Below are 21,294 nucleotides of genomic sequence, written 5' to 3'. Positions count from 1 at the left end.
GGCTTCCCCCTCCCTACTCCCGATTCACCACCGTCTTTGCGAGCGCAGCGAAGCAATCCAGCAGCGCCCCGTCCGGGAGCGTGGCGCGACCCTGGGTCGCTTCGCTGCGCTCGCGATGACGGTGGCGGATCCGGGTCGACCTCACACCGCCAGATGGTCGATGACGCGCGCCTGCGCGTCCGGCGCCCGCGCCGACCCGCTGTCGACGATCTCGCCGAGCTTGAGGACGGCGTAGCGGTCGGCGAGCGCCAGGGCGAAGGCGACGTGCTGCTCCACCACCAGCATGGACACGCCCGAGTCCCGCTCGGCCTGGAGCACGCCGCGCAGGCGCTCGACCATGGAGGGCTGCACGCCCTCCGAGATCTCGTCGATCAGCAGGAGGCGCGGGCGCAGCATCAGGGCGCGCCCGAGGATCAGCATCTTCTGCTCGCCCCCCGAGAGCGTGCCGGCCCGCTGGGCCAGCCGGTCCTTGAGGAAGGGGAAATGGCCGAACAGCCGCTCCAGCGCCTCCGGCAGCATCCGGTCGGAGGGCACCGCGAGGCGCAGGTTGTCGCGGATCGACAGGTCCTGGAACAGCGGCTGCTCCTGCGGCGCGTAGCCGACGCCGAGCGCGTTGAGCTTGGCGGGGGTGAGGCCGGCGAGCGCCTGGCCGCCGACGGTGATGCCGCCGCCGCGCAGGGCCACCATGCCCAGGATGGTCTTGAGCAGCGTGGTCTTGCCCATGCCGTTCTTGCCGAGCAGCGCCACGATCTCCCCCGGCCCGACCGAGAGGGACACGTCCTTCACGATCGAGACGGCGCCGTAACCGCTCGACACCCCGTCGAGGGCGAGGGCGGCCTCCGCCGGCCCTGCTGCCTCCCGCACCGCCGGCCGTGCTGCCTCAACCATGGCCGCCTCCCGCATAGATGGTCCGGACCAGCTCCGAGCCGACGACCGCCTCCACGGTGCCGTCGAGGACGAGCCGGCCCTGGTGCAGCACCACGATCCGCGACGAGATCTCGCGCACGAAGTCGAGGTCGTGCTCGACCAGCACGGCGGCGATCCGTCCCCCGGCGGTGAGCGCCTTGAGGACGGTGCCGATGGTGGTGCGCTCGGCCTTGGTCAGGCCGGCGGTGGGCTCGTCCAGCAGGATCAGCCGCGGCTCCAGCGCCACCACCATGGCGAGTTCCAGCGCCTGCTTCTGGCCGTGGGACAGGAGGCGCGTCGGCTGCGTCAGCTGGCGGTCGAGGCCGGTCATGCGCAGCACGTCGAGGGCCGCCTGCGGCAGGCCCAGCGTCTCCGCCTGCCCGACCGGGCTCAGGCCGTCGTGGGACGCCCGGGCGAGGCGGAGGCAGTCGGCCACCGACAGGCTCTCGAACACGCTCGCCACCTGGAACTTGCGCCCGATGCCGAGGCCGACGATCCGGTTCGGCGTCAGCCCGGTGATCGGCGTGCCGCCGACGGCGATCGCGCCCTTGAACGGCTCGGTGCCGTCGCTGAGGCAGCGCATCAGCGTGGTCTTGCCGGCGCCGTTGGGCCCGACGAGGCTGACGAGCTCGCCCGCGCGGATCTCGAGGTCGATGCCCTCCAGAACCGTCAGGGCGCCGTAGGCCTTGGCGAGGTTCTCGACCTTGAGGATGGGGGTCGCGGCGGCGGCCTGCTCCGCGGCGGCCACCCGCGCGACGAGGCGCGGCGGCGCCGGCTGCCGCCGGCCCACCGGCAGCGCCCGCCAGAGGCGGCCGACGAGGTCGGCGAGGCCGCCCGGCAGCAGGATGATGATGGCCACGAAGGCCGTCCCCAGGAGGAGCTGCCAGAGGAACGGCAGGTCGCCGGACAGGTTCGCCGCGAGGTAGTCGATCGCGATGGTGCCGAGCACCGGGCCGAGCAGCGTGCCGCGGCCGCCGAGCGCGACCCAGATGACCAGCTCGGTGCCGAACAGGAAGCCGGCATTCTCGGGCGCGACCACCCCGGAGGCGTTGGCGAACAGGAAGCCCGCGAGCCCGGCGACGGCGGCGAGCGCGGCGGTCAGCCGGATCTGCAGGCGCCGCGGGTTGAGGCCGAGATAGGCGCAGCGCGCCTCGTTGTCCCGGAGCGCCACGAGGGCGCGGCCGGCATCGGCCCGGACCAGGATCCAGGCCGCCAGCGTGACCGCGATCAGGAACAGGGCCGCGAGGCGGAAATAGCCCTCGATCTCGAAGGGCAGCACGTCGAAGCCGACGAGGCCGCTGCTGGAGCCGGTCCATTCCCCGCCCGAATAGATGAGCTGCACCACGACGATCGGGACGACCAGCGAGATCACCGAGGCGTAGAGCGGGGTCGAGCGGTGGTAGAAGGACAGCCAGCCGACCGCGAGGCCGAGCAGGGCCGGCACTGCGAGCGCCGCCGCGACCGCCGCGGCGATCCCCAGCGGCGTCGCCCCGTAGGCGGCGAGGATCATCGCGGTGGCGTAGGCGCCGATGCCGAAGAAGGCCGCCTGCCCGAAGGTCAGGATCCCCGCGAAGCCCCAGAGCAGGTCCACCGTGACGGCCAGCACCGCGTAGATCATCGAGCGGGTCAGGACGTTGACCGCGAAGGTGTCGAGGAAGAGCGGCGCGATCCAGAGGGCCAGGGCCGCCAGGGCCGCGACCACGACGGGCGCCGCTCGGGACAGGCGTCGCCGGCGGGGTGCCGCGGCGGCGCGCTCGGCGACGGGCAGGGTCTCAAGCACGGGAGAAACCTTTCGGGCTGATCCGCAGCACGAGGGCTGCGAGCACCGCGACCGCGATGCTGCCCAGGATCGGGCTCACGAAGGTGCTGATCAGGACCTGCGCGGCCCCGAAGACCAGGCAGGCCGCCGCGAGCGCCAGGTACGAGGCGTCGGCGACCATCACCAGCATGAAGGCGCCGATCAGCCAGGAGACGCCCATGTTCGGGTCGACGCTGGTGAGCGGCGTCAGCAGGACGCCGGCGAGGCCCGCGAAGCCGGCGCCGAGCATGAACACGACGAGGCGCACGCGCCCCGTGTCGATGCCGAGGCTGCGCGCCAGGGTCTCGTTCATGATCACCGCCCGGGCCGAGAGGCCGAGCCGGGTCCGCTCGATGGTGAGCGCGAACAGCGTGCCGATCGCGAGCGCGATGCCGAGGGCGACGAGGCGGTAGGCGGAGTAGTCGACGCCGAGGATCTCGACGGTGCCGGCGTAGAGGTTCGGGGTGAGCTGGACGTCGCGGCCGAAGGCCAGGGTGATGAGCTGCCCGACCACGATGCCGAGCCCCCAGGTGGCGAGGATCGCGTCCAGCGGCCGCCGGTAGAGCGGGCGGATGATGAAGTGCTCGGCGAGGCCGCCGAGCGCCGCGCCGATGACGAAGGCCAGCGGCAGCGCCAGCCACGGATTGAGCCCGAGCCGGGCGGTCACCACCGCGCAGTAGGCGCCGACCGTCAGCCACGCCCCGTGGGCGAAGTTGATGATCTTGAGCACGCCGAAGATCGCCAGGAGGCCGATCGCGACGATGAACAGGATCGCCGCCGTGGTCAGGATGTCGAGGGTGAGCAGCATCGGGGTTTCCGGGTGCGCGGGATCGGGGACGGCGCGGCGGGTGACGCTGTGCCCCCTCCCCCCTCCGCGGGGGAGGGTGGCCGTCGCGTCGACCGCGACCGGGTCCGGCGACGGGAGGCGACGCGTTCGACGAAACGGACGCCGGTGGCGCCCATCACCGGGCAGAGGGCGTTCACCCGGATCTTCCAGGGCGCAAGTTCGAGGGCCAGGGACTTCGAGGCGAGGCTCGCCGCTCCCTTGGAGGCGTTGTACCACGTCAGCCCCGGCTGCGGACGCAGGGCCGCCGTCGAGCTGACGTTGAGGATGACGCCGCCGCCCGCGTCGCGCATCAGCGGCGCGATGGCGCGGACGTAGTGGAAGATCGACTTCACATTGACCCGGAACACGCGGTCGAAGAGCGTCCGCCCGCCGTACCGACGCCCAAGTCGAAGGCAGACGACCGGCGCAATCTGTCCCGAGAGCGTAAGCGCGTGGGCCCGCGCGGTCGCGCGAGGCATGGTGATCGTGGCCGGGTTCCAGAAGATCGACGACACGCCGCCCGAGCCCGACGCCGCCCCCGCGTACGACAGACCCTGGGCCTGCGTGCTCTGCTCCCGGATCCCAAACGCACCCGCATGCGCCTCCGTCATTCCACAGACCGAGGCAAGCAGCGCGGCCGCTCCGACACGAAATCCGATGTTGGCAACCATACCTTTTCCCCCAGATCTGCAGATCTCATCGATGCAGAAAGATAATTTTTTGTTTTGTTACGTGTGGCGACTTCTGTCTCAGGCCCGTCACGGCTTCGCCTGGCACTGTGACCTCACCGGACATCGCCGTTCGCAAGATCGGCATCATGACCTATACGTCATCAAAGTGACTTAAGGGGTATAAAACTGCAAGGTTGAGACGCCGCGTTTGGCGGTTGAAACCGGTTGCAGCCGGTCGAGCCGCGGTGGGTGTGCCCTTTTGGCACCAATGCCGGCACAGTTTCGACGCGGACGGCACCGCTTCTGCCTCGCGCGACCGCGCGGGCCCACGCGCTTACGCTCTCGGGACAGATTGCGCCGGTCGTCTGCCTTCGACTTGGGCGTCGGTACGGCGGGCGGACGCTCTCACGCACCCGGTCCGCCCAGCCCGTTCGCGATCCTCGCATCGTCCCACGCGGTCGGCGACGCCCCGCGTGCCACGCGCGTGCGCAATCCGTGGCCCGGGAGCGTCAGACGCCCGTTCGCCGATCGGGCTTGCACGAGTCTGACCTATTGGGATATTAGTTGACGTATACGTCAGTCCTGGCCTGCCTAAGCGAAGCGCTCCCAAAAGAGCCGAGCAGGAGAGGGAGGGGAACATGTCGGCCATTCACATCGATGGCGTGCTCGGCGAAGCGGCCGCGTCCGCTCAAGCACGGCGACAAGTCGCTGGATCGAGCACGCTGCCGGATCTTCTCGATCAAAGCGTGTCGCGCTTCCCGGACCGGCCGGCGCTCGAATTCTGCGGGCGGGCTTGGACCTATCGCGAGGTCGGCGCTCTGGCCGATCGGTTGGCGGCGGGTCTCGCACGACTGGGAGTCGGGCGCGGTGTCCGGGTCGGACTGTGCCTGCCCAACACGCCGTATTTCGTGGTCTTCTACTTCGCGGTCCTCAAAGCCGGTGGAACCGTCGTCAACTTCAACCCGCTCTACACGTCCCGGGAATGCGCGACCCAGATCCGCGACTCGGGGACGACGGTGATGGTCGTGTCCGACATCGCCCGGATCTACGATCCGGTCGCCGCGGTCGCGGACGAGGCGGGGTTGCACCACCTGGTGGTCTGTCCGCTCGCGGACGTGCTGCCCCTGGGCCGGGGCGTTCTCTATCGCCTGTTCAGGCGGTCGGAAACCGCCCGGGTGCCGGCGGATGCGCGGCACGTCCGCTGGGCCAGGCTGGTCGGGCGTTCCGGTGGATCCCGGACGCGTGCCACCGTGCGCCCCGACGATGTCGCGCTGCTACAATATACCGGCGGGACGACCGGCACGCCCAAGGGGGCGATGCTGACCCACGCCAATCTCGCCGGGAATGTCGCTCAGCTGGCCCCGCTCGTCCGGGAGGCGGGCTTGCGGGACGGCCGCGAGCGTGTCCTGGCCGTCATCCCGCTATTCCACGTCTTCGCCATGACGGTGGCGATGAACCTCGCGCTCAAGATCGGCGCGCAGATCATCCTCGTTCCACAGTTCAAGATCGATCAGCTCCTCGCCACCATCGCCCGAACGCGGCCGACCTTCTTTCCCGCGGTCCCGACGCTCTTCGGGGCCATCAACAAGGCGGCGGAAACCGCGACGGTCGACCTTGGATCGATCCGGCTGTGCATCTCGGGCGGTGCCCCGCTGCCGGCCGAAATCGCCGCCCGTTTCGAGGCGCTCACGGGATGCCGCGTGTCGGAGGGCTACGGCTTGACGGAGTGTTCGCCGGTCGTCTGCGTCAACCCGTTCGATGCCCGCCGCCGCGCCGGGTCGGTCGGTCTGCCGCTGGCGGACACGGCCATCGAGATCCGCGACCCGCGTCACCCGGATCGGATCCTGCCGCCCGGCGCGAAGGGCGAAGTCTTCGTCCGGGGTCCGCAGGTCATGGCCGGCTACTGGCGCCGTCCGGCTGAGACGGCCGAAATCCTTCTCGACGGCGCGCTGAAGACGGGGGATATCGGCTACCGCGACGCGGACGGCTTCCTGTTTCTGGTCGACAGGATCAAGGATCTGATCCTCTGCGGCGGATACAACGTCTATCCACGCCAGATCGAGGACGCGCTCTACGAGCACGAGGCCGTCGAGGAGGCGGTCGCGATCGGCATTCCCGACGCGTATCGCGGCGAGAGCCCGAAAGCTTTCGTGAAGCTGCGCGCCGGGCATGATACGACGCCGGAGGCGCTTCGGGTTTTCCTGGCGGCGCGGATCTCGAAGATCGAGCTGCCTCGGGAGATCGAGATCCGGGCGAGCCTGCCGAAGACGGCGGTCGGCAAGCTGTCGAAGAAGGAACTGGTCGCGGAGGAGCGCGACCGCGCCGATCGCGCGGCCCTGGACAGGCGGGCGTCGGCATGACGTTGACGCTCCATAGAGTCCAGGAATACGGTGGCCTCCCGTTCGAGAAGGCTCTCTGTGTCCGACACACTGTATACTGTGACCCAACTCGCCAAGGAATTGGGGGTCACGGCGAGGACAGTCCGCTTCTACGAGGACAAGGGGCTTCTAAATCCGCAGCGGGCCGGGAACACGCGCATCTTCGCGCACCGCGACAAGGTGCGGCTGATCCTCATCCTGCGGGGCAAGCGCCTGGGCTTCTCGCTGCGCGAGATCAAGGACTACCTCAATCTCTACGACGTCGATCCGACGCAGAAGGAGCAGTGGCGCGACCTTCTGAAGAAGATCGAGGGCCGAATCGATCAGCTCGTCGAGCAGCAGAAGGCTCTCGTCGAGACGCTCGGCGAGTTGGAGAAGCTCAAGCACTACGCGCTGGCCGCCCTCGAAACCGCCAAGCCGGCCAACACGCGGCGGGCGCGCTAGAGCGCTCTCTGCCGGTTCGGCGCCAGGAAGCGCGCCCGAACCACGCTTCCGAGCCCTGTCCGGTCGCGCTGCCGCGCTTCACGACCGCGTCCTGCCGGGTATCCGAGGGGACGATCCCACCCATCGTCCTCATCCTGAGGCGCCGGAACGCAGCGGAGGCCTCGAAGGAGCCCTCCAGCCGGCCGCGCGATCCCGGGAGCCCTCCTTCGAGGCTCGCTGCGCTCGCACCTCGGGATGAGGGTGTCGGGTTGGAAGGCCGCCTTTCCGAGCTAGGCCAGTCCCGCCGCGGCGCGTCGCGAGCGGGAACCGCCCGCGGACCCCGTCTCGAAATACGCGCCTGCGCCGCTCCGCTTTCCCGCGGGCGGCCGTCACCCCCGCACGCCCCCTTCGTGATCGTTCCGAGAGGATAGCATGACCGACGTCTTCATCGCGGGCTACGCCCGCTCGCCCTTCACCCTGGCCAAGAAAGGGGCTCTCGCCCGGGTCCGCCCGGACGACCTCGCCGCGCAGGTCGTGCGCAAGCTCGTCGCCGATACCGGCATCGCCTCGAAGGACATCGAGGATCTGATCGTCGGCTGTGCCTTCCCCGAGGGCGAGCAGGGCTTCAACGTCGCCCGGTTGATCGGTCTGCTCGCCGACCTCGACCTCAGCGTCGGCGGCGTCACCGTGAACCGCTTCTGCGGCTCCTCGATGCAGTCGGTCCACATCGCGGCCGGGCAGATCATGCTCGGGGCCGGCGAGGCCTTCATCTGCGCGGGCGTCGAGAGCATGAGCCGCGTGCCGATGATGGGCTTCAATCCGATGCCGAACCCGGCGCTCCACGAGAAGCGGCCCGGCGCCTACATGGGCATGGGCGACACCGCCGAGAACGTCGCCCGCCGCTGGCAGATCACCCGCGCCGATCAGGAGGCCTTCGCGGTGGAAAGCCACCGCAAGGCGGCGCAGGCCCAGGCCGAGGGGCGGCTCGCCGCCGAGATCGTGCCGATCGCCACCAAGGCCGGCACCGTCGAGGCCGACGGCTGCATCCGGCCCGATGCCAGCGCCGAGGGGCTCGCCGGCCTCAAGCCGGCCTTCCAGCAGGACGGTTCGGTCACCGCCGGCACCTCCTCGCCGCTGACCGACGGCGCCTCGGCGGTGCTCGTCTGCAGCGCCGCCTATATCCGCCGCACCGGCCTCAAGCCGCTGGCACGGATCGCCGCCGTCGGCGTCTCGGGCTGCGAGCCGGAGATCATGGGCATCGGTCCCGTCGCCGCCTCGCGGAAGGCCATGGCGCGGGCGGGCATCACCGCGGACGCGCTGAGCGTGGTTGAACTGAACGAAGCCTTCGCCTCCCAGGCGCTGGCCTGCATCCGCGACCTCGGCCTCGACGAGACGACCGTCAACATCGACGGTGGCGCCATCGCGCTCGGCCATCCTCTCGGCGCCACGGGCGCCCGAATCGTCGGCAAGGCGGCCGCGCTGCTCGCCCGCGAGGGCGGTCGCTTCGCGCTGGCCACCCAGTGCATCGGCGGCGGCCAGGGCATCGCCACCCTTCTGGAGCGCGCATGATGACCGGGATCCGCAAAGTCGCCGTCATCGGCGCCGGGGTCATGGGCTCCGGCATCGCCGCCCATGTCGCCAATGCCGGCGTGCCGGTGCTCCTCATGGATGTCGTGCCGGAGGGCGCCGCCGACCGGAGCGCGCTGGCCAAGGACGCCATCGCCAAGATGCTGAAGACGGAGCCCGCCGCCTTCATGTCGCCGCGCGCCGCCAAGCTCGTGGAGGCGTGCAACATCGAGGACCATCTCGACCGGCTCGGCGAGGCCGACTGGATCATCGAGGTGGTGGTCGAGCGCCTCGACGTGAAGCAGACCCTCTACCGGCGCATCGATGCGGTGCGCCGGCCCGGCACTGCGATCTCGTCCAACACCTCGACCATCCCGCTGGACGCGCTGATCGAGGGGATGCCCGAGGCGTTCGCGAAGGACTTCCTGATCACCCACTTCTTCAACCCGCCGCGCTACATGCGGCTCTTGGAGATCGTCACCGGCCCGCGGACCGATCCGGCGCTGGCCGCGGCGGTCGCCGGCTTCGCCGACCGCCGGCTCGGCAAGAGCGTCGTGCGCTGCAAGGACCGGCCGGGCTTCATTGCCAACCGGCTGGGCATCTTCTGGATCCAGAACGCCATCGCGGCGGCGATCGACCTCGGCGTGCCGGTGGAGGAGGCCGACGCCGTGATGGGTCGCCCCTTCGGCATCCCGAAGACCGGCGTGTTCGGCCTCGTGGACCTCGTCGGCCTCGACCTGATCCCGCACACCACCAAGAGCCTGCGGGCGGCCCTGCCGTCGGAGGACGCGTTCCACGCCACGTACCGCGAGATGCCGCTGATCACGACGCTGATCGCGGAGGGCTATACCGGCCGCAAGGGCAAGGGCGGCTTCTACCGCCTGAACCGGGCGGGCGCGCAGAAGACCAAGGAGGCCATCGACCTCAAGACGGGCGAATACCGGCCGTCCGCCAGGGCGGACCTGCCCGGCTTGAAGGAGGCGAAGGGCCCCCGCGCGGTGCTCGACCTGCCGGGCCGCGTCGGCGGCTACGCCTGGACGGTGATCGGCCCGACGCTGGCCTATGCCGCCGGCCTCGTGGGCGAGGCGAGCGACGAGATCGCCGCCATCGATGAGGCCATGCGCCTCGGCTACAATTGGAAGTGGGGTCCGTTCGAGCTGATCGACCGGATCGGCGGCGCCTACGTGGTCGAGCGGCTGGCGAAGGACGGTCACGCCGTCCCGCCGATCCTCGCCGGCCTGGACGGCCGGACCTTCTACCGGGTCGAGGATGGCCGCCGGCAGGTTCTGACAGTCGGGGGCGACTACGAAAACATCGTCCGTCCCGAGGGCGTGCTGCGGCTGGAGGACATCAAGCTCGCGGGCAAGCCGCTCCTCAGGAACGGCTCGGCGGCCCTGTGGGACATCGGCGACGGCGTGGTCTGCTTCGAGTTCACGTCGCAGAGCAATGCCCTGGACGAGCAGATCCTGGTCCTGCTCGGCAAGAGCATCAAGCTGGTCAGGGACAAGCACAAGGCGCTGGTGGTCTACAACGAGGCGACCAACTTCTCGGTCGGCGCGAATCTGGGTCTCGCCCTGTTCGCCGCCAACATCGCCGCCTGGGGGGAGATCGAGAAGCTGGTCTCGCTCGGCCAGCAGACCTATGCCCAGCTGAAATACGCGCCGTTCCCGGTGGTCAGCGCCCCCGCCGGCATGGCGCTCGGCGGCGGCTGCGAGATCCTGCTCCACTCGGACGCGGTGCAGGCCCATGCCGAGAGCTATATCGGCCTCGTGGAGGCCGGCGTCGGCCTCGTCCCGGCCTGGGGCGGGTGCAAGGAGATGCTGGCCCGCTGGCAATCGGCGCCGAAGCTGCCCAACGGGCCGATGCCGGCGACCGCCAAGGTGTTCGAGACGGTCTCGACCGCCACCGTCGCCAAGTCCGCCGAGGAGGCCCGCGACCTCCTGTTCCTGCGTCCGACCGACGGCATCACCATGAACCGGGACCGGCTGCTCGCCGACGCCAAGGCCAAGGCCCTGTCGCTGGTCGAGGGCTACGCGCCGCCCAAGCCCGTGACGCTGACGCTTCCCGGCCCGTCCGGGGCGCTGGCCCTGCGCATGGCGGCCGAAGGCTTTGCCCGGCGGGGCATCGCCACGAAGCACGATCTCGTAGTGGCGGCGGAACTCGCCGCGGTGCTCTCCGGGGGCGAGGCCGACAGCCTCGATCCCGTCGACGAGGCGGCGATCCTCGAGCTCGAGCGCGAGAGCTTCATGCGCCTCGTGCGGACGGAGGCGACCCTCGACCGGTTCGAGAGCGTGATCGAAACCGGCCGGCCGGTGAGGAACTGACGCGATGCAGACCTACAAGGCTCCCCTGCGCGACATGCGCTTCGTGCTGCACGAGCTGCACGCCGACCAAGAGGCCCCGGTCCTGCCGGGCCTGGAAGACTTCACCCCCGACGTCGCCGACGCCATCCTCGAGGAGGCGGCGAAGTTCTGCGAGGAGCGGCTGCTGCCGCTGAACGCCTCCGGCGACGCGGAGGGCTGCCTGCTCGAGAACGGCGCGGTCCGCACGCCGAAGGGTTTTCCGGAGGCCTACCGGGCGTTCCGGGAAGGCGGCTGGACCGCGATGGGGGCGGATCCGGCCTATGGCGGCCAGGGCCTGCCGGCAGGCATCAACAAGCTGGTCGAGGAGATGATCTGCTCGACCAACCTGTCCTTCGGGCTCTATCCGGGGCTCAGCCACGGCGCCTACAAGGCGCTGGCGGACCACGCCTCGGAGGAACTCAAGGCCGCCTACCTGCCGAAGCTCGTGGACGGGACCTGGGCGGGCACGATGTGCCTCACGGAGGCCCATTGCGGCACCGATCTCGGCCTGCTGCGCACCCGCGCGGTGCCGCAGGCGGACGGCTCCTACACGGTGACGGGCTCGAAGATCTTCATCTCGGCTGGCGACCACGACCTTACCGAGAACATCATCCATCTCGTCCTGGCGAAGCTCCCGGACGCGCCGAAGGGCGTGAAGGGGATCAGCCTGTTCCTCGTGCCGAAATTCCTGCCCCGGGCGGACGGGACGCCGGGTGAGCGCAACGGCGTCTCCTGTAGCGCCCTCGAGCACAAGATGGGCATCAAGGCCTCGGCCACATGCCAGATGTCCTTCGACGACGCCACCGGCTGGCTCGTCGGCGAGCCGCACAAGGGCATGCGCGCGATGTTCACGATGATGAACAGCGAGCGCCTGTCGGTCGGCATCCAGGGGCTGGGGGCCGGCGAGGCCTCCTACCAGGGCGCCGTCGCCTATGCGCGGGAGCGGCTCCAGGGCCGCTCGCTGGTCGGCACCAAGCGTCCGGATTTGCCCGCCGACCCGATCATCGTGCACCCGGACGTGCGGCGGATGCTGATGACGATCCGCGCCACCAACGAGGGCTGCCGGGCGCTCGGTGCCTGGGTCGCCCGCAGCCTCGACGTGATGGAGCACCACCCAGACCCCGCCGAGCGGCGCCGGGCGGAGGATTTCGCCGCGCTCATGACCCCGGTGGTGAAGGCGCTGTTCACCGATCTCGGCTTCGAGGCCGCGAGCATCGGCATGCAGGTCTATGGCGGCCACGGCTTCATCCGCGACCACGGCATGGAGCAGTATGTCCGCGACGCCCGGATCTCGATGATCTACGAGGGTACGAACGGCGTGCAGGCCCTCGATCTCGTGGGCCGCAAGCTCCCGGCCCATGCCGGGCGGTACCTGCGCAGCTTCTTCCACCCGGTGCTCGCCGCCCTCGACGCGGCGATCGAGGACGATGACCTGTCGTCTCTGGCCCAGCCGCTGGCCAAGGCTTTCGGCGCGCTGCAACTCGCCACCGCTCACATCGCCCAGCGGGGCCTCAAGGATCCGGAGGAGGCGGGCGCCGCCGCCACGGAGTACCTGCGGCTCTTCGGGTTGGTGGCGCTCGGCTACATGTGGCTGCGCTCCGCCAAGGTCGCCCACACGGCGCTGAAAGCCGGCACGGACGAGCGCGACTTCTACGAGGCGAAGCTCGCCACGGCCCGCTTCTACATGGAGCGCGTCCTGCCCCAGGTCGCGGGCCTGCTGGCGGCCGTGAAGTCCGGCAAGGGCGCGATGATGGCGCTCGACGAGGCGATGTTCTGACGCGAAACCCCCGCGCCCTGCCCGAAGGCCGGGCGGGGGGCATGCGTTCATTCCAGGCGAAACGACGGAGGCGAGCGATGGCGGAACTCGGGCAACTGGTCGAGTCCATCGAGGAACGGTCCGAGGCGCTCAGCACCCTCGGTTACCGGGTGCGATTCGATCTCACCGATGGCGGCAGCATCCTGGTGGACGCGACCGGCGGCGGCGTGAACGTTTCCACCGGCGAAGGCGGCGAGGCCGACACGGTGATGAAGCTGAGTTCCGACAACCTGCTCAAGCTGGTGCGCGGCAAGCTGAGCCCGATGATCGCGTTCTCCACCGGCCGCCTGAAGGTCCAGGGATCGCAGGGCGTGGCGATGAAGCTCGCCGGCTTGCTCGACGCCTGATGCCGCCGCGCAGGACGTGACGCCGGTCACCGGCGATCGGAAGATCTTCAGGAGAGGCAGGATGAAGGTTCTGGTGCCCGTGAAGCGGGTGGTGGACTACAACGTGAAGATCCGCGTGAAGGCCGACGGCTCCGGGGTCGAGCTCGCCAACGTGAAGATGTCGATGAACCCGTTCGACGAGATCGCCGGAGCGGCCGTTGCCGGGCTCACCGGTCCTGCCGGCCCGCGCGCCCGGGCCCGTCCCGCCCGCACGTCACGCCGACGGCGCGGGCGCCGCCGCGGCCCCGACCGCGGACAAGGCGGGGCGCGGGGCCGACGCGGGATCGGGGACGGCGCGGGGGTGACGCTGTGCCCCCTCCCCCTCCGCGGGGAGGGTGGCCCCTGCGTCAGCAGGGGTCGGGAGAGGGGAGCGACGCTTCAGAAAAGGGCGCGACCTTCATGAAGGCCGGCGTTTCATCCTGCCCCGTCGCTCCCCTCTCCCGACCCCCTTCGGGGGCCACCCTCCCCCGCAGAGGGGGGAGGGAGAGAAGCGGCTCCCCCAGCCCCCCGCCCCTCACTGCAGCTTCGGGCACTGCGCGCCGGGATCGACGTCCTTGAAGGTGCCGGCGACCTTCACGGTGCCATCCTTCTGGATCTGGCCGAGGTACATCGTCAGCGGCGCGTGGTGCTGCTTGCTCATGGTGATCGTGCCCCGAGGCCCGGTGAAGCTCACGGTCGGCAGCGCCTCCAGCACCTTGGCGGTCTCGGTCCCGCCGGCCTTCTCGACGGCGGCCTTGTAGAGGTAGATCGCCTCGTATTCCGGCACCGAGAGGTCGTTCGGGGTGCGCAGCTCCGCGCCGAACTTCTTCTGCATCGCCGCCAGGAAGGCCTTGTTCTCGGCGCTGTCGATCCCGGTGACGTAGGAGGCCGAGAGGTAGACGCCCTCGGCATCCGCGCCCATGCTCTTGGCGGTGCCCTCGTCGAGCGCGAGGTTGGCGAAGGGCAGCGTCACCCCCGCGCCGCGCAATTGCTTGGTCAGCGTGACGTTCGGCGCGCCGCCCGCCGTCGAGGTGATCAGCGCGTCGGGCTTGGCCTCCTTCAGCTTGGAGATGATGGCGGTCCAGTCGCTGCCGTCCATCGGCAGGTATTCCTCGCCGACCACCTTGCCGCCGGTCTTCTCGACGTAGCTCTTGGCGAAGCCCAGCATGCCGCGGCCGAAGGCGTAGTCGCTGCCGATCAGGAAGTAGGTCTTGGCGCCCTGCGCCTTGAAGGCGTCCACCACCGGCGGCACCTGCTGCTCCGGCACCCAGGCGTCCACGAACAGGTTCTTGTTGCAGGAATGGCCCTCGTAGAACGAGGTGTAGATGTACGGCACCTTCCCCTTGGTGACGGCGGGCAGGCCGGCGTTGCGGGCCGCGCTCGTCTCCATCGAGATCAGCACGTCGACCTTCTTCTGGTAGATCAGGCTGTCGAAGGCCTTCTGGGCGCCGGCCGCCCCGGAGGCATCGTCGGCCACCTCGAGGACGAGCTTGCGGCCGAGCACGCCGCCCTTGGCGTTGATCTCCTCCACGGCGAGTTCGGCCGCCTGCACCACCGAGGGGGCGACGACGCTGTTGGCGCCCGACAGGCCGACGGGCACGCCGATGACGATCGGCTTGCCGTCGGCGGCCGGCGCGGCCGTGGCCGCGAGGGCGAGCGCCGCGGCGCCGGCGAGGGACCATTTCACCATGAACGAACTCCTGAGGACGGACTGGGGGACGGGCTTGGGTGACGGGCTTGGGTGACGGACCGGGGCGGGGGCGGATCCCGGCTCAGCCGTAGAGGTCGGTGCGGCGGTCGCGCAGGAGCGAGTTGAACGCGTTGAGGTCCTTGCGGCCGGCCTCGTCGAGGTCGACCAAGGCCGAGAGGGTCTCGGTCCCCTCCCGGCTCGCCGGGCCGGCGAGCGGCCAGCCCTTGGGACCGATGATCAGGCTCTGCCCCTCGAAGGGCTGGCCGCGCTCGATCCCGACCCGGTCGGCGCAGGCGATGAAGATGCCGTTCGAGTGGGCGGCGGCCCGGTGCAGGGTGTTGGCCATGGCGGCTTCGCCCTCGGGCTGGTTGGGCATCGGCACCCAGTTGGTCGGGATGCAGACGATCTCCGCGCCCCCGAGCGCCAGCTGGCGGAAGGTCTCGGGGAACCAGCCGTCGTAGCAGATCGCGATGCCGACCTTGCCGAGGGCGGTGTCGAAGACCGGAAAGCCGAGATCGCCCTTGGCGAAGAACACGTTCTCCTGGTCCCAGAGATGGGCCTTGCGGTAGGTGCCGATGTAGCCCTCCGGCCCGACGATCACGGCGGCGTTGTAGAGGGTCTCGCCGGCGGCTTCGGCGATCCCCGCCACGATGTGCACGCCGAGCTCCGCGGCCAGCGCCGCCCAGGCCCGGGTGGTCGGGCCGTCCGGCACCGGTTCGGCCAGCGCGGCGGCCTCCGCGGCGGATTCGAACACGTAGCCGGTGCTGGCGAGTTCCGGCAGCACGATCAGCCGGCTGCCCTCCGCGGCGGCGGCGCGGACGAGATCCGACGCGCGCGCCACATTGGCGGCGACCGCACCGATCTGCGGCTCGAACTGAATGCACGACACCCGTATCGGCGCGCGTGCGGAGGCGTTCGCTCGGATCATGCTGGTTCCAAAACGCAAAAAGCCCCTGGGCGCGAAGTTCATCCGCGAACCAGAGGCTTCAAAGCCGAGATGTGATGCAGCCTGTCTGCTGCGGGGCAGCCTTGCCCGGTCCGGCAACGATACGCCGGGCCGGACGGACCGCAAGATCATAAATGCGGCATGCTGCTGCGATCAGGTCTTTTCCGCCAGCGCGATGCGCAGGCCGAGACCGCTCATCGCCTCGTGGGCCGACACCACGCCCTCGGCGACGCTCGCCATCGGCACCCGGGCGGCCGTGGCCCGCTCCCGGAGCATCCTGTAGGCGGCTTCCTCGTCGATCCGGTTCAGCTCCACGAGCAGCCGGACCGCCTTCTCGACGGTGCGGCGGCCCTTCATGGTCTCCTCCAGCCGGTTGATCTTGCTGGTGAGCCGGCCCTCGTAGCCGCGCCGGTAGCGGGCCAGGGCGAACTGGGTCAGCACGCCCCGGGGATGGAGGGGCTTGTTGAGCACGCCGTGGGCGTTCACGTCGGCGATCGCCTTCAGGGAGGTCGGGCTCTCGTAGGCCACGATGGCGATGACCGCCGGCTCGGTCGCCTCGATGGACGGCAGCAGGTGCATCACCTGCGCGTCGTCGAGCTGGATGAACAGCGTGTCGATCTCCGGCGGCAGGGCGGCGGGGGGCGGCCAGGCGAGCGAGACCGCGCAGCCGAGGCGGCGCAGCTGCTCCAGGAGCGCGGCGCCCTCCTCGTCTCGGGGATGGATGACGAGGGCGCGCGCCCGTCTCAGGTCGTCCAGGATCCTGCGGGCGGGGGCGGTCACGCGGCGAGCCCCTCCTCCAGCCAGTTCGTCTCGAAACGCGACCAGGCCAGGTAGGGATCCGGCCGCACCGGCCGGCGCGCCCGCCAGACGACATCGAACTGCCCGTCCGCGCGGGCGACGCCGATGCCGGGGGTGAGCCAGATGTGCCGCGTCTCGCCGTCGAAGGCGAGCTCGCCCTCCGGTGCCGCGAAGCGCTGCCGCAGGGCCGCCGCGCCGAGGCGCTCGGCATCGAGGGTACCGGCCTCCGCCAGGGCGCGGGCGAAGAGGTGGACCTGGGCGTAGGCGGTCTCCGACCACATGCTGGTCGGGCGCTCGGCCCCGAACCGGGCCTGGAAGGCCGTCACGAAGCGCCGGTTCTCCTCGGACGCCAGGGCGCCGAAATACGGGGCGGCCAGCACGTGGCCGGCGCAGTGCTCGGGGCCGATCGCCCGGATCTGCCCCTCCGCCATGGTGAGGCTGGCGATCGGGCAGCGGGCGCGGTCGATCCCGGCTTCCGCGTAGGCCCGGTAAAGCCGCTCGGCGCCGCGCCCGACCACGGTGGAGAACACCGCGTCCGGCGCGGCCTGCCGGATCTCGGCCACCATGGCGGCGTGGGCCGCGTCATCCGCGTCGAGGGGCGCGTAGCGTTCGCCGACGATGGTCCCGCCCTTCGCCTCGATCAGGTCGCGCATCACCCGGTTCGACTCCCGCGGGTAGATGTAGTCGGACCCGATCACGAAGATCCGGGGACCGTGCTCCTGCAGGAGGTAGTCGGCCAGGGCGAAGACGTTCTGGTTCAGGGTCGCGCCGGTGTAGATGATGTTCTCCGAGTACTCGAAGCCCTCGTAGATCGACGGGTACCAGAGCAGGCCGTTGTGCCGCTCGACGGTCGAGAGCACCGACTTGCGGCTCGCCGAGAGCGAGCACCCGAACACCACCTCGACCCCGTCCTCGGCGAGCATGCGCCGGGCCAGGTTGCGGTAGGCATCGTTGTCGCCGGCCGGGTCGTAGCAGACCGGCTCGATCGGGCGCCCGAGGATCCCGCCGGCCGTGTTGATCTCCTCGATGGCGAGCGCCGTGCCGAGGAAGTGCTCGGTCTCGGTGACGCCGCTCACGCCGCTGCGGGAGAACAGGACGCCGACCCGCCACGTCGCCTCATCCTTGGCCGCCATGGTCCCTCCAGGCTCGCCGCAGGCGCCCGGACGGCGACCGCGTCACCCACCGTCCTACCCGACGGACCCGCTCCGGCGGAAGCCGCCGGACGCCGCTGGACGCCGCGGCGCGTCAGCGCCCCCACAGGCGGCACAGCGGTCCGGCTCGAAAGCGGACAGGGTCACTGTCCGGAACGGGCGCCGACAGCGGACGCGACTTTCCGATCCGCGCTCCTGCGGCCGGCTACCTGTCTGCCCCGTTCCGATCGAGTTGCCGGCACGCAAGCGCGATGGCGCGCGGGATTTCACGGTCCTTGACGTAGTAGGCCACGAGCCGGCGCGCGATGCCGAGCTGAGCGGCAGCGGCATCGAGCGTCAGCTTGTTGCGCGTCAGAAACGCCGAGAAATCTGCGTTGGTCATGGCTTGGGCTGCCATCTCCTCGATGGCCTCCGCGCCGATATCCAGATCCTCGTTGCCGGGCCACACGATCGAGGCGCCGTAATCGCCGAGACGCACGGTATCGAAGGCCACAGCCCCGTCGCGCAGGGGCTTGAAGACCTTGAAGCTGAAGATCATCGGCGCGAGATCGACCGTTTCTGTGCGCCCGGCGCGCGAGCCCGAAGCCCACGTGACCCGCACGGCGTGCCGGCCGTTTCCAGCCTCGACGCGCGACAGCTTGGGGAGTGCTCGGCCTACGGTGACGATGTCAGTCCCGCTCATTGAGACGCCTCCACTCCGTCATCAAGGCTTCGGTCTGGTCTGCCGCCCAGGCCACGGCTTCAGCCAACGCCTTCCGCTCGTAGGTTCCTTCGATCACCCGCAGCGTTTGGATGTCGATCAGGGCGTGGAAGTCAGGACCGATCATGTGGAAGTGCGGTGGGTTGTGATCGCGTGACCGCAGGTCGACCTTGAAGCCATCGAAGCGCTTGAACGTCGGCACGCGAGAGCCGCCTCATCACGGTCCGGCAAATATAGTGCACTACGTGCACTGTCGCAAGAGTCCGGGGACGTGGCGCTGACCACGGGCGGCGTGTCCGTATTCAATCATGCTGTGATCGTCGGACCCCTTCATCGAGGCTGCGACGACGGCACGCTCGGGCGCGGCCGGGAGTCGGGCTGCGGATGCCATCGACCTTATGCCAGCGGACCCGCGCGTGACGACGGGTCGCGGCGCTGTCCCCGCCCCGGAGGCTGCCCCACCGTTGCTCCCCCTGCGGCGAGCCCCGATCTTCGACGCCAGGATGTGCCGTCCCGGGCGCATCCGCGCCGGCCCCGGGATGAACCAGCGAGCGACGCCACAGCCCCCCGACCGCGGCCAGCCCGTCGAGGCGCTGGCCGGGACGATCGAGCGCGTCACCTTCCACAGCCCCGAGACCGGCTTCTGCGTCCTGAAGGTCCAGGCGCGCGGCAAGCGCGACCTCGTGCCGGTGATCGGCCACGCGCCGGCCATCGGGGCGGGCGAGTGGATCACAGCCACCGGCATCTGGCACACGGACCGCCAGCACGGCCTGCAGTTCAGGGCCGACACCCTCAAGGTGACGCCGCCGACCGGGATCGCCGGCATCGAGAAGTACCTCGCCTCGGGCCACATGCGGGGCATCGGCCCCGCCATGGCCAAGCGGATCGTCGCGGCTTTCGGGGAAGGCACGTTCGAGATCATCGAGGCCGATCCCGGCCGCCTCACCGAGGTCGGGGGGATCGGGCCCAAGCGCGCCGCCCGCATCGTCGCCGGCTGGGCCGAGCAGAAGGCCGTGCGCGAGATCATGCTGTTCCTGCACGCCCACGGCGTCGGGACCGCCCGGGCGGTGCGGATCTTCAAGACCTACGGCCACGAGGCCATCGCGGTCATGACCGAGGATCCCTACCGGCTGGCCAAGGACATCCGCGGCATCGGCTTCAAGACCGCGGACGCCATCGCGATGAAGCTCGGGCTCACCCGGGAGGCGCCGCAGCGCCTGCGGGCCGGGATCTCGTTCGCCCTGCAGACCGCCACCGATGCCGGTCACTGCGCCCTGCCGGTGGCCGAGCTCGTCACCCTGGCGGTCGAGCTGCTGGGCGTGGAGGCGCCCCTGATCCGCGCGGCGCTGCTCGAGGTCCTGGAGACCGGCGAGGTCGTGCAGGACATCGTGGGCGACAAGGCCTGCATCTTCCTGGCCGGCCTGCACGCCGCCGAGCGGGCCATCGCCGAGCGGCTGCTGCAAAGGGCGCAGGGCGCGCCGCCCTGGCCGGAGATCGACCTCGACCGGGCGCTCCCCTGGGTGGCGGAGAAGACCGGCAAGACGCTCTCGCCCTCGCAGGGCGAGGCGGTGCGGCGCGTGCTCGGCGCCAAGCTCGCCGTGGTGACCGGCGGCCCGGGGGTGGGCAAGACCTCGACCCTCGACACGATTCTGCGGATCCTGCGGGCGAAGGGCGTGCGGGTGCTGCTCGCCGCCCCCACCGGCCGGGCCGCCAAGCGGATGAGCGAGCAGACGGGGCTGGAGGCCAAGACCCTCCACCGCCTGCTGGAGATCGACCCGAAGCACGGCGGCTTCTCGCGCAACGCGGAGAACCCGCTGGCCTGCGACCTGCTCGTCGTCGACGAGACCTCGATGGTCGACGTGCCGCTGATGAACGCCCTGACCAAGGCGATCCCCGAGCACGCGGGCCTGCTGCTGGTCGGCGACGTCGACCAGCTGCCATCGGTCGGGCCGGGGCAGGTGCTCGCCGACATCATCGCCTCCGGCGCCGTGCCGGTGGCGCGGCTAACGGAGGTTTTTCGGCAGGCAGCCGAGAGCCGGATCGTGGTGAACGCCCACCGGATCAATGCCGGACAGATGCCCGAACCGGCCCCGCGCGGCGCGGAGAGCGACTTCCACCTCATCGAGATCGACGAGCCCGAGGCGGCCGTCGGGACCCTGGTCGAGGTGGTGACGCGGCGCATCCCGGCCCGGTTCGGCCTCGATCCGGTGCGCGACGTGCAGGTGCTCACCCCGATGCAGCGCGGGGTGCTCGGCGCGCGCAACCTCAACCACGCCCTCCAGGCGGTGCTGAACCCGGACCCGGCGATCTCGGTGGAGCGGTTCGGCTGGCGCTTCTCCCCCGGCGACCGGGTGATGGAGAGCCAGAACGACTACGACCGGGAGGTGTTCAACGGCGACCTCGGCACCGTGGCGCGCATCGACCCGGAGGAGGGCGCGGTGATCGTCGAGTTCGAGGGGCGGGAGGTGATCTATCCCTACGGCGAGCTCGATACGCTGGTGCCGGCCTACGCCACGACGATCCACAAGTCGCAAGGGTCGGAATACCCGGCGGTGGTGATCCCGGTGGCGATGCAGCACTGGACCATGCTGGCGCGCAACCTCCTCTACACGGGCGTGACCCGCGGCAAGCGGCTGGTCGTGCTGCTCGGGCAGCGCAAGGCGGTGGCGGTGGCGGTCCGCGGCGGCACGATGAAGCCGCGCTGGACGAAGCTGCGGGACTGGCTGGGCGGGTGAGGAAAATTAGGCGCGGAAGGCGCCGCTTCTCCCCTCCCCCGCAGAGGGGGGAGGGAGGGCGCGTGGTGGATTCAGGCCGCCCATCGCCGCAAGCCGCCGGCCCACCGGCAGCCTTGAACGCCGGTTGCCGCGGCCCCAGCTAGGCCGTGCGAGGCCACGTCCTCCCTCTGCTTGCGCGGAGCA

17 protein-coding genes and 1 pseudogene are annotated in these 21,294 nt (G+C 70.4%); 8 read left to right on the top strand and 10 right to left on the bottom strand.

Features of this window, described 5'->3' with window-relative positions:
* Nucleotides 1-141: 141 nt before the first annotated feature.
* Genes MMSR116_RS18775 through MMSR116_RS31965 form a run of 4 tightly spaced genes read right to left on the bottom strand, consistent with a single transcriptional unit; the run spans nucleotide 142 to nucleotide 4,201 of the window.
* Entirely contained in the window at nucleotides 142-888 is a 747-nt protein-coding gene (locus MMSR116_RS18775) for an ABC transporter ATP-binding protein (RefSeq protein ID WP_010687359.1), read from the bottom strand.
* Nucleotides 881-2,686: a branched-chain amino acid ABC transporter ATP-binding protein/permease gene (locus MMSR116_RS18770; protein ID WP_010687360.1), complete on the bottom strand. Its 1,806-nt coding sequence runs from the start codon at nucleotides 2,684-2,686 to the stop codon at nucleotides 881-883. The genes MMSR116_RS18775 and MMSR116_RS18770 overlap by 8 nt, the downstream gene beginning before the upstream one ends.
* Entirely contained in the window at nucleotides 2,679-3,512 is an 834-nt protein-coding gene (locus tag MMSR116_RS18765; RefSeq protein WP_010687361.1) for a branched-chain amino acid ABC transporter permease, read from the bottom strand. The genes MMSR116_RS18770 and MMSR116_RS18765 overlap by 8 nt, the downstream gene beginning before the upstream one ends.
* A complete protein-coding gene (locus MMSR116_RS31965; protein ID WP_244625490.1) occupies nucleotides 3,488-4,201 on the bottom strand; it encodes an SDR family NAD(P)-dependent oxidoreductase in 714 nt (237 codons plus the stop codon). The genes MMSR116_RS18765 and MMSR116_RS31965 overlap by 25 nt, the downstream gene beginning before the upstream one ends.
* Nucleotides 4,202-4,839: 638 nt before the next feature.
* Between MMSR116_RS31965 and MMSR116_RS18755 the strand changes: the two genes are divergently transcribed.
* The 7 genes and pseudogenes from MMSR116_RS18755 to MMSR116_RS32560 all read left to right on the top strand — a co-directional run.
* Entirely contained in the window at nucleotides 4,840-6,561 is a 1,722-nt protein-coding gene (locus MMSR116_RS18755; protein ID WP_158169060.1) for a long-chain-fatty-acid--CoA ligase, read from the top strand.
* Between the two features lie 57 nt (nucleotides 6,562-6,618).
* Entirely contained in the window at nucleotides 6,619-7,023 is a 405-nt protein-coding gene (locus tag MMSR116_RS18750) for a MerR family transcriptional regulator (RefSeq protein ID WP_202882056.1), read from the top strand.
* A gap of 411 nt (nucleotides 7,024-7,434) precedes the next feature.
* Nucleotides 7,435-8,571 carry a thiolase family protein gene (locus MMSR116_RS18745; protein ID WP_158169058.1) on the top strand — a complete coding sequence of 379 codons (1,137 nt, stop codon included), beginning with the start codon at nucleotides 7,435-7,437 and terminating at the stop codon, nucleotides 8,569-8,571.
* Nucleotides 8,568-10,892 carry a 3-hydroxyacyl-CoA dehydrogenase/enoyl-CoA hydratase family protein gene (locus MMSR116_RS18740; protein ID WP_348529322.1) on the top strand — a complete coding sequence of 775 codons (2,325 nt, stop codon included), beginning with the start codon at nucleotides 8,568-8,570 and terminating at the stop codon, nucleotides 10,890-10,892. Before MMSR116_RS18745 ends, MMSR116_RS18740 begins: the two co-directional genes overlap by 4 nt.
* 4 nt (nucleotides 10,893-10,896) lie before the next feature.
* Entirely contained in the window at nucleotides 10,897-12,687 is a 1,791-nt protein-coding gene (locus MMSR116_RS18735; RefSeq protein ID WP_158169056.1) for an acyl-CoA dehydrogenase C-terminal domain-containing protein, read from the top strand.
* Nucleotides 12,688-12,764: 77 nt separating this feature from the next.
* Nucleotides 12,765-13,073: an SCP2 sterol-binding domain-containing protein gene (locus MMSR116_RS18730; protein ID WP_158169054.1), complete on the top strand. Its 309-nt coding sequence runs from the start codon at nucleotides 12,765-12,767 to the stop codon at nucleotides 13,071-13,073.
* A 61-nt stretch (nucleotides 13,074-13,134) separates the two neighbouring features.
* A pseudogene (locus tag MMSR116_RS32560) lies at nucleotides 13,135-13,368 on the top strand (electron transfer flavoprotein subunit beta/FixA family protein); the annotation flags it as partial.
* A 258-nt stretch (nucleotides 13,369-13,626) separates the two neighbouring features.
* Here the strand turns inward: MMSR116_RS32560 and MMSR116_RS18720 are convergent.
* The 6 genes from MMSR116_RS18720 to MMSR116_RS18695 form a co-directional block, all read right to left on the bottom strand.
* On the bottom strand, nucleotides 13,627-14,781 hold the full coding sequence (locus tag MMSR116_RS18720; RefSeq protein ID WP_158169052.1) for a substrate-binding protein: 1,155 nt from the start codon (nucleotides 14,779-14,781) through the stop codon (nucleotides 13,627-13,629).
* 82 nt (nucleotides 14,782-14,863) lie between these two features.
* A complete protein-coding gene (locus MMSR116_RS18715) occupies nucleotides 14,864-15,709 on the bottom strand; it encodes a nitrilase family protein (protein ID WP_010686555.1) in 846 nt (281 codons plus the stop codon).
* Between the two features lie 171 nt (nucleotides 15,710-15,880).
* Nucleotides 15,881-16,507, bottom strand: coding sequence for an ANTAR domain-containing response regulator (locus MMSR116_RS18710; protein WP_010686554.1), 627 nt, complete (start codon nucleotides 16,505-16,507; stop codon nucleotides 15,881-15,883).
* On the bottom strand, nucleotides 16,504-17,658 hold the full coding sequence (locus MMSR116_RS18705) for a transporter substrate-binding domain-containing protein (protein ID WP_010686553.1): 1,155 nt from the start codon (nucleotides 17,656-17,658) through the stop codon (nucleotides 16,504-16,506). Before MMSR116_RS18705 ends, MMSR116_RS18710 begins: the two co-directional genes overlap by 4 nt.
* A gap of 223 nt (nucleotides 17,659-17,881) precedes the next feature.
* Nucleotides 17,882-18,214: a hypothetical protein gene (locus MMSR116_RS18700; protein WP_244625489.1), complete on the bottom strand. Its 333-nt coding sequence runs from the start codon at nucleotides 18,212-18,214 to the stop codon at nucleotides 17,882-17,884.
* Between the two features lie 130 nt (nucleotides 18,215-18,344).
* Nucleotides 18,345-18,578, bottom strand: coding sequence for a DUF4160 domain-containing protein (locus tag MMSR116_RS18695; RefSeq protein ID WP_039894468.1), 234 nt, complete (start codon nucleotides 18,576-18,578; stop codon nucleotides 18,345-18,347).
* A gap of 337 nt (nucleotides 18,579-18,915) precedes the next feature.
* Between MMSR116_RS18695 and recD2 the strand changes: the two genes are divergently transcribed.
* Nucleotides 18,916-21,111, top strand: a complete 2,196-nt coding sequence (recD2, locus tag MMSR116_RS18690; protein WP_010686550.1) for an SF1B family DNA helicase RecD2 — start codon at nucleotides 18,916-18,918, stop codon at nucleotides 21,109-21,111.
* The last annotated feature ends 183 nt before the right edge of the window (nucleotides 21,112-21,294 follow it).

It is taken from the genome of Methylobacterium mesophilicum SR1.6/6 (assembly GCF_000364445.2).
GTDB classification, from domain to species: Bacteria; Pseudomonadota; Alphaproteobacteria; order Rhizobiales; family Beijerinckiaceae; genus Methylobacterium; species Methylobacterium mesophilicum_A.
The sequence above is the reverse complement of the archived record's forward strand: the minus strand, read 5'-3'. Positions and strand labels throughout refer to the sequence as shown.

Bases quoted from the DNA above. Each gene is read 5' to 3' on its own strand.
- MMSR116_RS18775 (WP_010687359.1), bottom strand. From the start codon at position 888: ATGGTTGAGGCAGCACGGCCGGCGGTGCGGGAGGCAGCAGGGCCGGCG.
- MMSR116_RS18765 (WP_010687361.1), bottom strand. From the start codon at position 3,512: ATGCTGCTCACCCTCGACATCCTGACCACGGCGGCGATCCTGTTCATC.
- MMSR116_RS31965 (WP_244625490.1), bottom strand. From the start codon at position 4,201: ATGGTTGCCAACATCGGATTTCGTGTCGGAGCGGCCGCGCTGCTTGCC.
- MMSR116_RS18755 (WP_158169060.1), top strand. From the start codon at position 4,840: ATGTCGGCCATTCACATCGATGGCGTGCTCGGCGAAGCGGCCGCGTCC.
- MMSR116_RS18745 (WP_158169058.1), top strand. From the start codon at position 7,435: ATGACCGACGTCTTCATCGCGGGCTACGCCCGCTCGCCCTTCACCCTG.
- MMSR116_RS18740 (WP_348529322.1), top strand. From the start codon at position 8,568: ATGATGACCGGGATCCGCAAAGTCGCCGTCATCGGCGCCGGGGTCATG.
- MMSR116_RS18735 (WP_158169056.1), top strand. From the start codon at position 10,897: ATGCAGACCTACAAGGCTCCCCTGCGCGACATGCGCTTCGTGCTGCAC.
- MMSR116_RS18730 (WP_158169054.1), top strand. From the start codon at position 12,765: ATGGCGGAACTCGGGCAACTGGTCGAGTCCATCGAGGAACGGTCCGAG.
- MMSR116_RS18720 (WP_158169052.1), bottom strand. From the start codon at position 14,781: ATGGTGAAATGGTCCCTCGCCGGCGCCGCGGCGCTCGCCCTCGCGGCC.
- MMSR116_RS18715 (WP_010686555.1), bottom strand. From the start codon at position 15,709: ATGATCCGAGCGAACGCCTCCGCACGCGCGCCGATACGGGTGTCGTGC.
- MMSR116_RS18705 (WP_010686553.1), bottom strand. From the start codon at position 17,658: ATGGCGGCCAAGGATGAGGCGACGTGGCGGGTCGGCGTCCTGTTCTCC.
- MMSR116_RS18700 (WP_244625489.1), bottom strand. From the start codon at position 18,214: ATGATCTTCAGCTTCAAGGTCTTCAAGCCCCTGCGCGACGGGGCTGTG.
- recD2 (WP_010686550.1), top strand. From the start codon at position 18,916: ATGAACCAGCGAGCGACGCCACAGCCCCCCGACCGCGGCCAGCCCGTC.